This is a genomic window from Streptomyces sp. NPDC034043 (assembly GCF_055575675.1).
In genome coordinates, this window is record NZ_JBVISF010000003.1 from 294,758 (window position 1) to 308,149 (window position 13,392).

Consider the following 13,392-nt stretch of genomic DNA (forward strand, 5'->3'; position numbering starts at 1 on the left):
TCCTCAGTACGCCAGCGAGCGGTCGACGGCGTCGAGCACCCTGTCCAGGCCCGGCAGGTACTCGTCCTCCAGGCGGGCCGGCGGGTACGGGGCGTGGAAACCGCCCACGCGCAGCACCGGGGCCTCCAGGTGGTAGAAGCACCGCTCCGTGATGCGGGCGGCGATCTCGGAGCCCATGCCCAGGAAGGTCGGCGCCTCGTGGACGACCACGAGCCGGCGGGTCCGCTCCACCGACGCCTGGAGCCCGTCGAAGTCGACGGGCGACATCGAGCGCAGGTCCACGACCTCCACCGACTTGCCCTCCTCGGCGGCCGCGGCGGCGGCCTCCAGGCAGACCTTCACCATCGGACCGTACGCGGCCAGGGTGATGTCGGTGCCGGAGCGGGCGACGCGCGCCTTGTGCAGCTCGCCGGGGATGGCCTCGGTGTCGACCTCGCCCTTGTCCCAGTAGCGGCGCTTCGGCTCGAAGAAGATCACCGGGTCGTCGCTGAGGATCGCCTGCTGGAGCATCCAGTACGCGTCGCTCGCGTTCGACGGCGAGACCACCTTCAGGCCCGGGACGTGCGCGAAGAGCGCCTCCGGGGACTCGCTGTGGTGCTCGACGGCGCCGATGCCGCCGGCGTACGGGATGCGCACGACGACCGGCAGCTTGATCTTGCCGAGCGCGCGGGCGTGCATCTTCGCGAGCTGCGTGACGATCTGGTCGTACGCGGGGAAGACGAAACCGTCGAACTGGATCTCCACGACCGGCCGGTAGCCGCGCAGGGCCAGGCCGATGGCGGTGCCGACGATGCCGGACTCGGCAAGCGGGGTGTCGATGACCCGCTCCTCGCCGAAGTCCTTCTGGAGCCCGTCGGTGATGCGGAAGACACCGCCCAGCTTGCCGACGTCCTCGCCCATGACCAGGACCTTGGGGTCCGTCTCCATGGCCTTGCGCAGGGACTCGTTGAGCGCCTTCGCGATCGACATCTTCTCGACAGCCATCAGTGACCCTCCTCGAAGGACGCGAGGTAGGCGGCGAACTGGGCGCGCTCCTCGTCGACGAGCGCGTGCCCGTCCGCGTAGACGTTCTCGAAGATCGCCATCGTGTCGGGGTCGGGCATGGCGCGCACGACCTCGCGCACGCGCTTGCCGAGGGCCTCGCTCTCGGCCTCCAGCTCCTCGAAGAACGCCTCGTCGGCACCTCCGGAAGCCAGCAGGTGGGTCTTCAGGCGCAGGATCGGGTCCTTCGCCTCCCAGGCCGCCGTCTCCTCGTCGAGCCGGTACTTGGTCGGGTCGTCGGAGGTGGTGTGGGCGCCCATGCGGTACGTGAACGCCTCGACCAGGGTCGGGCCCTCGCCGCGGCGGGCGCGGTCCAGCGCCCAGCGGGTGACCGCCAGGCAGGCCAGTACGTCGTTGCCGTCGACGCGGACGCCGGGGAAGCCGAAGCCCTGCGCGCGCTGGTAGAGCGGCACGCGCATCTGGCGCTCGGTCGGCTCGGAGATCGCCCACTGGTTGTTCTGGCAGAAGAACACCACGGGGGAGTTGTAGACGGCCGAGAAGGTGAAGGCCTCGGCCACGTCGCCCTGGCTGGACGCGCCGTCGCCGAAGTACGCGATGACCGCCGAGTCGGCGCCGTCCTTGGCCACGCCCATCGCGTAGCCGGTGGCGTGCAGCGTCTGCGAGCCGATGACGATCGTGTACAGGTGGAAGTTGTTGGTGTTCGGGTCCCACCCGCCGTGGTTCACACCGCGGAACATGCCGAGCAGGTTCGTCGGGTCGACGCCACGGCACCAGGCCACGCCGTGCTCCCGGTAGGTCGGGAAGACGTAGTCGTCGTCGCGCAGCGCCCGGCCGGAGCCGATCTGCGCGGCCTCCTGGCCCAGCAGCGAGGCCCACAGGCCCAGCTCGCCCTGGCGCTGGAGGGCGGTCGCCTCGCCGTCGAAGCGGCGGGTGAGGACCATGTCGCGGTACAGCGCCCGCAGGTCCTCGGTGGTGATGTCCGCGACGAAGGGGGCGAACTCGGCGATGTCGGGGTTGCCCTCGACCTCGACCCGTTCACCCTCGGGCGTCAGCAGTTGTACGAGCTGAGGCTCGGCGTCGTGCGGCTGTGCGGTGGCAGCGGCGGTCTTGCGGGCGCTCGCCGCGCCGGCCGCCCGCTTGGTGCCGCTGCTGCGTCGCGGCTTGCGCGCGGCAGTGCTCTCCACGGTCACGTGTGCTCCTCCGTCGGTCCGGCACCCGGGTTCTCCGGGGACCAGTGCGGCTCACCTGTATCCGTACCCGCACACGGGGTGGGTGCACGGCATGTGACGGATTCAGGCGTGACAGGTGCCCCGGCGAGTGCCCTGCGCACAGCACGTTACCCAGTGCGACGCATAACTGCGAAACCCCGTTTGACCTGCGATTTTGCTTGGATATCCAAGTAAATCGGCCGCCTGGGGAACATCCACTGGTCACAGCCTTGCAGGGGGCCGGAACAACGGCACGTTATCCCGGGTAACCCCGCCAGGGAAGAGGTGAGTGTGTGAAGATGAGTTCGTGCGCGAAGACGGAAAAATCAAGGTATTTCTCCTGGACGACCACGAAGTGGTACGTCGGGGCGTTCATGAGCTTTTGTCGGTCGAAGAGGACATCGAGATCGTCGGAGAGGCCGGCACCGCCGCCGACGCGCTGGTCCGCATCCCCGCCACCCGTCCCGACGTCGCCGTCCTCGACGTACGCCTCCCCGACGGCAGCGGTGTCGAGGTCTGCCGCGAGGTGCGCTCGCAGGACGAGGACGTCAAGTGCCTGATGCTCACCTCGTTCGCCGACGACGAGGCGCTCTTCGACGCGATCATGGCGGGCGCCTCGGGCTACGTCCTCAAGGCGATCCGCGGGAACGAGCTGCTCAGCGCCGTGCGCGACGTGGCGGCCGGCAGGTCGCTGCTGGACCCGGTGGCCACCGCGCGCGTGCTGGAGCGGCTGCGCGACGGCAAGAACGGCAAGGGTGACGACCGGCTCTCCAACCTGACGGAGCAGGAGCGCAAGATCCTCGACCTGATCGGTGAGGGCCTGACCAACCGGGTCATCGGCGAGCGGCTGCACCTGGCCGAGAAGACCATCAAGAACTACGTCTCCAGCCTGCTGTCCAAGCTCGGCATGGAGCGCCGCTCGCAGGCCGCCGCGTACGTGGCCCGCCTCCAGGCGGAGCGGCGCTAGCGCGCATCTCGGGCCGGTCCGGCGCCTGCCGGCACGGCGGTGCGTCCCCGCCCGGCCCCGCTCGACCGCGCCCGCACCGCTCTTCGAGCGGTTCCCGAGCGCGCCGCCCCGCGGCCGCGCGGCGGCGTCCCCGCCCGGGGTGGATGGTGCGATTCGGGACCAACGTCCTCGATCATCGGGGCGGGGTCCTCTTTCCGGGCGCTCCGCCGGTACCCGACAGTGGCTGCATGTCCCCAGAGGAACTCCACGCCATCGAACTGCTGCGCCGCGTGCCGTACGGCCGGGTCGCCACCAGCATGCGCGCCCTCCCCTTCCTCGCGGTCGCCCGCCACATCGTGGTGGACGGCAGGGTCGTGCTGAGAATGCACGCCGGTTTCGGCTACCACCAGGCGTGCGCCGGCAGTGTCGTCGCCTATGGGGCGGACAACTTCCATTCCGGCGAGGCCGCGTTGTGGACGGTGCAGTTCACCGGTACGGCGCAACTCGTCGAGCCGTCCACCGCGGAACTGGAACTATTCGGACCAGCGCCGCATTTCGTGGACGGGGAGGTCTTCGACCCCGTCCACATGCGCATCGAACCCCAGCTCGTATCCGTGCACACCCTGACCGGGAACCCGGTTCCGGAATGCCGCGCCGGTTCTCCGGACCGGCCGTACCAGCACGCCCTGTGACCTGCCCGCGGCAATGGAAAGGGCCCGGCGGAATTCCTTCCTCCGGGCCCTTTTTCCTGGGCTGTCACTCGTCGCCGGCGGGACTCCCGCCGCCCGTGGGCGCCGTCGGCTTGGTGGGCGGGTCCGTCGGGGGCGTGGGCTTCGTGGTCGGTTCCACCGGCGGTGTCGTCTTCGGCGTCGACGGCGCGGTGCTCGGCGCCGACGGGGTGCTGCTCGGCGTGTACTTGCTGCGGCTCGGGGCCGGCTGGTAGGTCTCGTCGGTGTGCGAGCGGCCGGTCTCCGCGCTCGGAGTGGTCGACGGGGTCTGCTCCGTGCTGCCGCCGCTGCTCTGCGAGGCGCCGGGCGTGCTCACGGTGGTCTTCGGCTTGTTGCCGCCCCCACCGCCGCCGCCGCCGAGACCGCCGCTCTTGATGGCGTACGCGACCCCGCCGGCGATCGCGAGGACCGCGAGCACCGCGAAGAGCCACGCCTTCCACGCGCCGCCGCGCCGGCGGTCGTCGTAGCCGTCGTACCCGTCGTAGCCGCCGTGACCGCCCTGGCCGCCTCCGTGGCCCCGGTTGCCGCCGCCGGGGAACGCCGTGCCGTCGTCCGGGTTCAGCGGGGGGACCATCGGCTGCTGGAACTGCGAGGTCGTGGCGTGCGCGGGGTACTGCCGGCGCGGGCCGCCGTTCTGCGCGGGCCCCATCGCCGAGGTGGGCGCGCCGCCCGGCTGGCCGTGCGGGAGCGCCATGGTGACGGGGCCGGTGTTCCAGGTGCCGGTGTTCGCGCCCTGGTCCTGGAGCATCTGGAGCGCGTACTGGACGAGCCCGCGCATCTCCTCGGCGCTCTGGAACCGGTCGTCCGGGTCCTTGGCCAGCGACCGCATGACCAGGCCGTCGAGTTCGTGCGGGATGGAGCCGCCCTCGGGCAGCTGCGAGGGCGGCACCGGCGCGTCCTGGACGTGCTGGTAGACCACCGACAGGGGGGTCTCGCCGGTGAAGGGGGGCCGCAGCGCGAGGAGTTCGTACAGCAGGCAGCCGGTGGCGTACAGGTCGGAGCGGTGGTCCACGGCCTTGCCGAGGGCCTGCTCGGGCGACAGGTACTGCGGGGTGCCCATGACCATGCCGGTCTGGGTCATCGTCGACTGCGCGCCGTGCAGGGCGCGGGCGATGCCGAAGTCCATCACCTTCACCGCGCCGGTGTCGGTGATGATGACGTTGGCGGGCTTGATGTCGCGGTGCACGATGCCGTGCTGGTGCGAGTACGCGAGGGCTTCGAGCACCCCGGAGACGATGATGAGCGCCTGCTCGGGTCCCGGGGCCTCGGCACTGATCAGCAGGTCGCGGATGGTGCGGCCCTCGACCAGCTCCATCACGATGTACGGGACCACGTTCGGACCGACCCGGTCCTCGCCCGAGTCGTACACGGCGACGACGGCGTGGTGGTTGAGGCCGGCGACCGACTGCGCCTCACGGGTGAAGCGGGCCTTGGACACCGGGTCCTCGGCCAGGTCGGCGCGGAGCAGCTTGACGGCCACGGTGCGGCCCAGCCGTACGTCCTCGGCGGCGAACACCTCCGCCATGCCGCCGCGGCCCAGGCGGTGGGTCAGCCGGTAACGGCCGTCCCCCACGAGACCGCCCGCGCCCCAGTGCTCAGGACCGTCGGCCATCCCGGCGCCGTTTCCCTCGGGTTCGGGTGCCATCAGTCCTCGCCGTCGTCTCTCTCGTCCGCTCTAGCGGTGGGTCCCATCGGGTGCTCCGATGAACGCTACAGCCTCCGAACCGGTCACCGTTCGGCCACAGACGCCCCGTAGGCCCGTGGTCACGCAGCGGGCACCGGCTTGACGTGTGCTTGCCCTCCGGCAGACTGGGCGCGACATGCGCTCAGCCAGACGCGTAGGGAAACAGCCCGAGGGGAAGCAACAGTCATGAGCCAGGACGGCACGCAGGGCCGGTACGCAGGCGGCTCCCTGGCCGGTGGCCGTTATCAGCTAAGGGATTTGCTGGGCGAGGGGGGCATGGCCTCGGTCTACCTCGCGTACGACTCCGCGCTCGACCGCCAGGTCGCGATCAAGACCCTGCACAGCGAACTCGGGCGCGAGGCGTCCTTCCGCGAGCGCTTCCGGCGTGAAGCGCAGGCTGTTGCGAAACTGTCGCACACCAACATCGTCTCGGTCTTCGACACCGGCGAGGGAACCGTCACCTTCGGCTCCGGCGGGGGTGACGAGACGGTCATGCCGTACATCGTCATGGAGTACGTGGAGGGGCAGCCGCTCGGCTCGGTCCTCGACGCGGACGTGCGCCAGTACGGCGCCATGCCGGCGGACAAGGCCCTGAAGGTGACGGCCGACGTGCTGGCGGCGCTGGAGACCAGTCACGAGATGGGCCTGGTCCACCGCGACATCAAGCCCGGCAACGTGATGATGACCAAGCGCGGCGTGGTCAAGGTGATGGACTTCGGCATCGCCCGCGCCATGCAGTCGGGCGTCACCTCGATGACGCAGACCGGCATGGTCGTCGGCACCCCCCAGTACCTCTCGCCCGAGCAGGCGCTGGGGCGCGGCGTGGACGCCCGCTCCGACCTGTACTCCGTGGGCATCATGCTGTTCCAGCTGCTGACGGGCCGGATCCCCTTCGACGCGGACTCGCCGCTGGCCATCGCGTACGCGCACGTCCAGGAGGAGCCGGTGGCTCCGTCGGCCGTCAACCGGTCGATCACCCCGGCGATGGACGCACTGGTCGCGCGGGCGCTGAAGAAGAACCCGAACGAGCGCTTCCCCACGGCCGCGGCCATGCGCGACGAGATCATGCGCGTGATGTCGGCCGGTCACACGGGGGCTCCCGCCATCGTCCCCAACGCCGCCGTCGGCGGCAGCGGGGCGGGCGTCGGCTCGGCCGTCTTCCCGCCGGTGGACTCCGGCTTCCAGTCGCCGCCGCCGCAGTCGCTCCAGCAGCCGTACCAGGCCCAGACCCCGCCGCCGTCCCCGTACGCGCCTCAGCAGGCGCAGCAGCAGGGCGGTTACGCGTACCCGCACACCACCGCGCCCATGGCGCAGCAGCAGTACGCGCCGCAGACGCCTCCGCCGTTCACCATCTCGCCCACGCCCGCCCCGGCGGCCTCCTCGGGCGGCGGCAAGCGGAACACGCCGGTCGTGGTCGGCGCCGTGGCGGTGGCCCTGCTGGCCATCGGCGGCCTGGTCGCGGTGCTGAACATGGACGACGACAAGGGCAAGGGCGCGTCCCCGTCCGCCTCGGCATCCGCGTCCGCGTCCGGTTCGACGGTGGCCGGCCACAAGGGCCCGGACCCCTCGCGCACGATCGACGTGGAGAAGTGCAAGAGCCCGACGAAGTCCTACAAGGACGCCACCAAGGTCGTGGCCCCGGACTTCCGGTACAAGAACCTGCGCTCGGTCAAGGAGTGCATCCAGGCCGCGGGCTGGAGGTTCACCATCCAGGACCGCGACGAGGCCGTCTACGGCAAGGACACCGTCCTGGAGCAGCTGCCGGCTTCCGGGACCGACGTGGCCAAGGAGGGCACGGAGTTCACGCTGGTCGTGTCCACCGGCAACCCGCAGTAGGGGGAGTACTCCGGCGGCGGCGGGCGCGGCGGGCTCCAGGGCCGCCGCCACGGCCGCGCGGCGGCCCCCGCCACGGCCGCGGCGCCCGGTGCGCGGCCGCGTACCGCCGGACCGGTGGTACCGGCGTCCGGGGCACCCTGACGGGCCACCCGGCATGCCCGCTTCGCCCCACTATGCAAGCCTGAGTGCGACGTCCGGCATCGGGCGTCCGGGCCGCATGGAAGGGGAGGGGCACCCCGTGACTCCACGCCTCCGCCTGCCGCACTGGACCGCCGGGGCCGCGCTGGCCGCCGCCGCGCTGCTGGCCACCGCGCCCGCGAGCGCCGCCCCCGCCCCCGCCCCGGCCGTCGCCGCGCCCGAACGCCCCGGCCGGGTGGCCGAAGTACCCGAAGAGGCGTACGAGGAGCTCGCCGGCAGCCCCGCGGGCGTCGGGCGGGAGCACCCCGGGCGGCCCGCCGACGAACCGGTCGGCCCCGGCTTCGCCGCCGTCTCCCGCCCGGTGCGCCCGGTCCGCCCGGCGCACCCGGTCCCTCCGGCGCACCCCCTGCCGGAGCGCCCGGGGCCGGCCACGCCGCCGCCGAGCGCGGCCCCGAGCCCTACGGCCCCCCTCACCGCACTGGGCACCGATCAGAACGAACGGGCCGCGGACCTGGCAGCGGACCTCCTCCCGCTGGGCACCGGGCTGGCCCTGATGGGTCTGGGCCTCGGGTACATGGGCATGCGGCTGCGCCGGGGCCGGTAGCGGGTCCCGCCAGGTCTGCGACCGGCCCGGGGCACGGCCCTGGGGGGCGCGGGGGCGCTTGCATCGGTGAGCATACTCGGTATACATACTGAGTATGTCGATCCGTCACGGCCTTCTCGCACTGCTGGAACGGGGCCCCCGCTACGGCTCCCAGCTGCGCACCGAATTCGAATCCCGCACCGGCTCCACCTGGCCGCTCAACGTCGGGCAGGTCTACACGACCCTGGCCCGTCTGGAGCGCGACGGGCTCGTCGCCCCCGGCGGCGAGGACGAGGCCGGCCACACCCTCTACGCCATCACCGAAGGCGGCCTCGCCGAACTGCACGACTGGTACGAGCGCCCCGTCGACCGCACCAACCCGCCCCGCGACGAACTGTCCATCAAGCTCGCCATGGCCGTGGGCGCACCCGGCGTGGACATCCGCGCCGTCATCCAGGCCCAGCGGCACGCCACGCTCAAGGCGATGCAGGACTACACCCGGCTCAAGGCCCGGGCCCTCACCGCCATCGAGAGCGGGCAGGCGCGCGAGCGCGACGACCTGGCCTGGCTGCTGGTCCTGGAACAGCTGATCTTCCAGACCGAGGCCGAGGCCCGCTGGCTCGACCACTGCGAGTCCCGGCTCGTCCGGCTGGCCGCGCTCGGCCCCGCGGACGCGGCCGGCCCGGGACCCGAAACGCCGGGCGCGGGCAGCACGTCCGGCGTCGGCTCGGAGCCCGCGGTGTCCGCGGTGTCCGCGGTCGCCACCAGCCCGGGCGCCACCGGCCACGCCGGCCCCACCAGCCCTGCCGCCCGCACGCGGCGCGGCTGAACGAACGATCCAGGGGGGATCCCTCATGCCCGACCAGCACCAGCACCACGGCTCACACCCCGTACTCCAGCTGAACCGACTCGTACGCACCCACGGCAGCGGCGCCACGGAGGTGCACGCCCTGCGCGGGGTCGACCTCGACGTCCACCCCGGCGAACTCATCGCCGTCATGGGCCCCTCCGGCTCCGGCAAGTCCACGCTGCTCACCCTCGCGGGCGGACTCGACACCCCCACCAGCGGCAGCGTCCTCGTCGAGGGCGTGGACATCACCACCGCCTCCCGCAGGCAGCTGGCCGCACTGCGCCGGCGGAGCATCGGCTACGTCTTCCAGGACTACAACCTGATCCCGGCCCTCACCGCCGCCGAGAACGTGGCCCTGCCCCTCGAACTCGACGGGACCTCCGCCCGGAAGGCGCGCCGCGCGGCCCTCGCCGCACTGAAGGAGATACGCCTGCCGCAGCTCGCCGACCGCTTCCCCGACGAGATGTCCGGCGGCCAGCAGCAGCGCGTGGCCATCGCCCGCGCCCTGGTCGGCGAACGCCGCCTGGTCCTCGCCGACGAGCCCACCGGCGCCCTCGACTCCGAGACCGGCGAGTCCGTGCTCGCGCTGCTGCGCGCCCGCTGCGACGCGGGCGCGGCCGGTGTCCTCGTCACGCACGAACCCCGCTTCGCCGCCTGGGCGGACCGGGTCGTCTTCCTGCGCGACGGCAGCGTCGTCGACGAGACCCTGCGCAGTCAGGCCGATTCGCTGCTCTCCGGGCGGGCGGCCGGCCTGTGACCTTCCCCCTCGCCGCCTGGTACCACTCCTGGATCGCCGCCCTGCGCATCGCCCGCCGCGACGCGTGGCGCGCCAAGGGCCGCAGTGCCCTGGTCCTCGCGATGCTCGCCCTGCCCGTCATCGGGATGAGCGCCATCGACCTCACCTTCCGCAGTGCCCAGCTCTCCACCGACCAGCGGATGACCCGTGAGCTCGGCGCCGCCGACGCCCGGATCAGCCCCGCCGGCCTGGACGCGGCCATCTACCAGCACCCCAACGGCGAGCAGTACGCGCCGGTCGGCGGCTACGAGAAGTACCGCCCCGGCCGGGAGGAGGACCGGCAGCCGCTGAAGTCGGCCCTCCCGCCCGGGGTGCGGGCCGTCGAGGACAGCAAGGGCTTCGCCAAGATGCACACCGCGCACGGGCTGCTGGGGACCGACCTGCGCGAGCTGGACGTGCGCGACCCGCTGACCCGGGGCCTGATCACGCTCGGCCGGGGGCGCATGCCCGAGGGCCCGGGCGAGGTCGTCGCCACCCACGCCTTCCTGAAGGCCTCGGGCCTGTCCGTGGGCTCCTCCACGACCCCGCGCGGCTCCCAGGTGCCGTACCGGATCGTGGGCGCGTACGAGATCCCGGACAAGCTCCTGCACCCGGAACTGCTCGCCCTGCCGGGCACCGTGCTCGAACCGCTCGACAAGGCGCTCAAGGCCACCGGAGCACCCGGGATCACTCCCCGCTCGTCCTACCTCGTCTCGGTGGGCGGCGGTGGTTTCACGTGGAACATGGTCACGGACGTCAACAAGCGGGGCGCGCTCGTTCTTTCCCGCGCCGTCGCCCTGCACCCCCCGGCCGACTCCGAGGTGCCGCTGTTCAAGCAGCAGCCGAAGGAGCAGTTCACCCTGCCGGAGCAGGGCGGGGTGACCGAGCAGTCCGCACTGGTCACCGTCGTCGGCCTCGCCATGCTGGAGATCTGCCTGCTCGCCGGACCCGCCTTCGCGGTCGGTGCCCGGCGCTCACGCCGCCAGCTGGGCCTGGTCGGCGCCAACGGCGGCGACCGGCGGCACATCCGGGCCGTCGTCCTCTCCGGCGGCATCGTGCTCGGCGCGGTGGCCGCGGTCATCGGCACGCTGACCGGTGTGGCCCTCACGCTGGGCCTGCGGCCCCTGCTGGAGGAGAAGCTCGGCGCCCGCTTCGGCGGCTTCGAGGTCCGACCGCTGGAACTGCTGGGCATCGCCCTGCTCGCCGTGGTGACCGGCCTGCTGGCCGCGGTCGCCCCCGCCGTCACCGCCTCCCGGCAGACGGTGCTGTCCTCCCTCACCGGCCGGCGCGGGGTGCGCCGCGCCGGCCGGGTACTGCCCCTCATCGGGGTGCTCGCCATCGCCGGCGGCACGGTGATCGTCGTATACGGGAGCCGGTACCGGGTCAGCACCACCTTCGTGATGGGCGGCAGTGCGCTCGCCGAGCTCGGTGTCGTCGCCCTCACTCCGCTGCTGGTCGGCCTGTTCGGACGGCTCGGGCGATGGCTGCCGCTGTCGCCCCGGCTCGCCCTGCGCGACGCCGTCCGCAACCGGGGGCGTACGGCCCCGGCGGTGGCCGCCGTACTGGCCGCCGTCGCGGGGACGGTGGCGGTCTCCACCTACCAGCACAGCCGCGACGTCCAGTACCGGCACGAGTACGTGGCCGAACTCCCCTCCGGAGCCGGGTATCTGACGAGCCGCGACAACAGCGGTCACAAGGACATGCCGGCCCTGCGCGACACCCTCTCCAAGACCCTGCCCGTGGCGGTACGGGCCGACGTGGATCGGCTGGTCGTGGGCAACCCGAACTGCTCCTCCAGGGGCGGGACGCAGGTCTGCGGACGGGTCGAGGTCATCGTTCCGAAGGAACAGCGCTGTCCGATCTCCGAGGCCGAGCACGGGGCGGCTTCCTTCCCGCCGGACCGGCTACGGGAGCTGCGGCAGGACCCGCGCTGCGCGGAGAAGCGTTTCCCCACCCCCTTCCCGACCGTCGTCGCCGACGAGAAGCTGATGCAGGTCCTGGCGGTCGGCGACCCGGGCTCCGCGGCCGCGCTGAAGGAGGGCAGGCCCGTCTCCTTCAACCGGAACCAGGTCAAGGACGGGAAGGTCACCCTGCGGGTCGTCACCGATGCGGCCGCCGCCGAGAAGGCCGCCGAGCGGCGCGCCGAACCGCCCGGCCAGGACAAGGTCCTCACCGTCCACCAGGCACCCGAGACCGCCAACGCCTGGGGCGTCGAACTGGTCCTGCCGCCCGCCGCCGCCCGCGCCGCCGGTTTCGCGACGGCCCCCGTCGGCTCGTACTTCAGCCTCGACCGCAAGGCGGCCACCGAGGAACGGCAGCGGATGGACGGGGAGATCGACCGGATGGGCGCCGACGCCGAACTCAAGCTTGAGGAGGGCTACCAGGAGCAGCACACCCTGGGCCTGCTCATCCTCGGGGTGTTCGCGGGTCTGGTCACCATCGGTGCCGCCGGTATCGCGACGGGCCTGGCCCAGGCCGACTCGGAGGCCGACCTGAAGACCCTCGCGGCGGTCGGCGCGGCCCCGCGCGTAAGGCGCACGCTCAGCGGCTTCCAGTGCGGGGTCGTGGCCCTGATGGGCGTGGTCCTCGGCTCCGCGGCCGGGATCCTGCCGGCGGTCGGGCTGCGGCTGACCCAGGAGCGGGAACAGCTGCGGCTCATCCGGTACGGCATCGAAACGGGCAACGCCTCGGCGCTCGACACCGAGCTGTACGTGCCGATCGCGGTGCCGTGGGAGACGCTGGCCGGCCTGCTGGTCCTCGTACCGCTGGGCGCGGCGCTGCTGGCCGCGCTGGTCACCAGGTCGAGCGGGGCGCTGGCCCGGCGGGCGGCGGGCTGAGGTCACTGCCCCCGTACAGGGTGGATCACGCCCGTACGGGGGCACACCGTGATGAGACGCAGGTGTGCGAGAGAATGACGGCATGGAGATGCCGAGGAGTGAACGGTCGCAGGACAGCCCCCCGCACGTGCTGATCGTGGGCCAGGACGGGATGGCGGTCGGCGGCACCGATGACGAGTCGCGCGAGGTCCCGGTGACGGAGATGGTCGAACAGCCCGCCAAGGTCATGCGCATCGGCAGCATGATCAAGCAACTTCTGGAAGAAGTGCGCGCCGCCCCTCTGGACGAGGCCAGCCGGGTCCGTCTGAAGGACATCCACGCGGCGTCGGTGAAGGAACTCGAAGACGGCCTCGCGCCGGAACTGGTCGAGGAACTGGAGCGGCTCTCCCTGCCGTTCACCGAGGAGACGGTCCCCTCGGAGGCGGAACTGCGCATCGCGCAGGCCCAGTTGGTGGGGTGGCTGGAAGGCCTCTTCCACGGCATCCAGACGGCCCTGTTCGCGCAGCAGATGGCGGCGCGGGCCCAGCTGGAACAGATGCGCCGGGCCCTCCCGCCGGGCAGCTCGCACGACGACGACAGCGAGGACGGCCCCCACGGCGCGGTCCGCTCCGGCCCGTACCTCTGATCCCGGCACCGCTCGCGCGGTGCCGACCGGGGCGCCGCACCGGCCGCCCCACCGCTGCCACGGGCTCCGTCCGGCCACCGCCGGACGGAGCCCGCGTCCGTTCCGGGGCGCTCCTCGCGGGGCGGGCCGGGCGGGCCGGGGCGTGTCCGGCGGATCGGGGCCGGACCAGCCCGGGGCACG

General features: G+C 72.5%; 11 protein-coding genes. 8 read left to right on the forward strand and 3 right to left on the reverse strand.

Annotation, left to right across the window (positions count from 1 at the left end; all coding sequences use genetic code 11):
* Positions 1-3 precede the first annotated feature (3 nt).
* Complete coding sequence (locus ACZ51S_RS09845) at positions 4-984, reverse strand: alpha-ketoacid dehydrogenase subunit beta (RefSeq protein ID WP_468475107.1); 981 nt, start codon at positions 982-984, stop codon at positions 4-6.
* Positions 984-2,192, reverse strand: a complete 1,209-nt coding sequence (gene pdhA, locus ACZ51S_RS09850) for a pyruvate dehydrogenase (acetyl-transferring) E1 component subunit alpha (protein WP_388932970.1) — start codon at positions 2,190-2,192, stop codon at positions 984-986. Before pdhA ends, ACZ51S_RS09845 begins: the two co-directional genes overlap by 1 nt.
* Before the next feature lie 325 nt (positions 2,193-2,517).
* On the opposite strand from pdhA, the gene ACZ51S_RS09855 reads away from it, so the two are divergent.
* Together ACZ51S_RS09855 and ACZ51S_RS09860 are read left to right on the forward strand one after the other, a co-directional pair.
* Positions 2,518-3,177 (forward strand): response regulator, encoded by a 660-nt coding sequence (locus tag ACZ51S_RS09855; RefSeq protein WP_388932966.1) that lies wholly within the window; start codon positions 2,518-2,520, stop codon positions 3,175-3,177.
* 227 nt (positions 3,178-3,404) lie between these two features.
* Positions 3,405-3,848: a pyridoxamine 5'-phosphate oxidase family protein gene (locus ACZ51S_RS09860; protein ID WP_468475108.1), complete on the forward strand. Its 444-nt coding sequence runs from the start codon at positions 3,405-3,407 to the stop codon at positions 3,846-3,848.
* 64 nt (positions 3,849-3,912) lie between these two features.
* Here the strand turns inward: ACZ51S_RS09860 and ACZ51S_RS09865 are convergent, their stop codons facing one another.
* Positions 3,913-5,529, reverse strand: a complete 1,617-nt coding sequence (locus ACZ51S_RS09865) for a protein kinase domain-containing protein (RefSeq protein WP_468960429.1) — start codon at positions 5,527-5,529, stop codon at positions 3,913-3,915.
* 225 nt (positions 5,530-5,754) lie between these two features.
* Between ACZ51S_RS09865 and ACZ51S_RS09870 the strand changes: the two genes are divergently transcribed.
* From ACZ51S_RS09870 to ACZ51S_RS09895, 6 genes are all read left to right on the forward strand, one after another.
* Complete coding sequence (locus ACZ51S_RS09870; protein ID WP_468475110.1) at positions 5,755-7,404, forward strand: Stk1 family PASTA domain-containing Ser/Thr kinase; 1,650 nt, start codon at positions 5,755-5,757, stop codon at positions 7,402-7,404.
* A gap of 238 nt (positions 7,405-7,642) precedes the next feature.
* Complete coding sequence (locus ACZ51S_RS09875) at positions 7,643-8,146, forward strand: hypothetical protein (RefSeq protein ID WP_468801437.1); 504 nt, start codon at positions 7,643-7,645, stop codon at positions 8,144-8,146.
* A gap of 94 nt (positions 8,147-8,240) precedes the next feature.
* Positions 8,241-8,954 (forward strand): PadR family transcriptional regulator, encoded by a 714-nt coding sequence (locus tag ACZ51S_RS09880; RefSeq protein ID WP_468960430.1) that lies wholly within the window; start codon positions 8,241-8,243, stop codon positions 8,952-8,954.
* A gap of 25 nt (positions 8,955-8,979) precedes the next feature.
* Entirely contained in the window at positions 8,980-9,732 is a 753-nt protein-coding gene (locus ACZ51S_RS09885) for an ABC transporter ATP-binding protein (protein WP_468475113.1), read from the forward strand.
* Between the two features lie 101 nt (positions 9,733-9,833).
* Positions 9,834-12,587: an FtsX-like permease family protein gene (locus ACZ51S_RS09890; protein WP_468885639.1), complete on the forward strand. Its 2,754-nt coding sequence runs from the start codon at positions 9,834-9,836 to the stop codon at positions 12,585-12,587.
* Positions 12,588-12,669: 82 nt separating this feature from the next.
* The gene (locus ACZ51S_RS09895; protein WP_388932945.1) at positions 12,670-13,212 is read left to right on the forward strand and encodes a bacterial proteasome activator family protein; all 543 of its coding nucleotides are present in this window, start codon (positions 12,670-12,672) and stop codon (positions 13,210-13,212) included.
* Positions 13,213-13,392 lie beyond the last annotated feature (180 nt).

Bases quoted from the DNA above. Each gene is read 5' to 3' on its own strand.
- ACZ51S_RS09845 (WP_468475107.1), bottom strand. From the start codon at position 984: ATGGCTGTCGAGAAGATGTCGATCGCGAAGGCGCTCAACGAGTCCCTG.
- ACZ51S_RS09860 (WP_468475108.1), top strand. From the start codon at position 3,405: ATGTCCCCAGAGGAACTCCACGCCATCGAACTGCTGCGCCGCGTGCCG.
- ACZ51S_RS09865 (WP_468960429.1), bottom strand. From the start codon at position 5,529: ATGGCACCCGAACCCGAGGGAAACGGCGCCGGGATGGCCGACGGTCCT.
- ACZ51S_RS09870 (WP_468475110.1), top strand. From the start codon at position 5,755: ATGAGCCAGGACGGCACGCAGGGCCGGTACGCAGGCGGCTCCCTGGCC.
- ACZ51S_RS09880 (WP_468960430.1), top strand. From the start codon at position 8,241: ATGTCGATCCGTCACGGCCTTCTCGCACTGCTGGAACGGGGCCCCCGC.
- ACZ51S_RS09885 (WP_468475113.1), top strand. From the start codon at position 8,980: ATGCCCGACCAGCACCAGCACCACGGCTCACACCCCGTACTCCAGCTG.
- ACZ51S_RS09890 (WP_468885639.1), top strand. From the start codon at position 9,834: ATGCTCGCCCTGCCCGTCATCGGGATGAGCGCCATCGACCTCACCTTC.
- ACZ51S_RS09895 (WP_388932945.1), top strand. From the start codon at position 12,670: ATGGAGATGCCGAGGAGTGAACGGTCGCAGGACAGCCCCCCGCACGTG.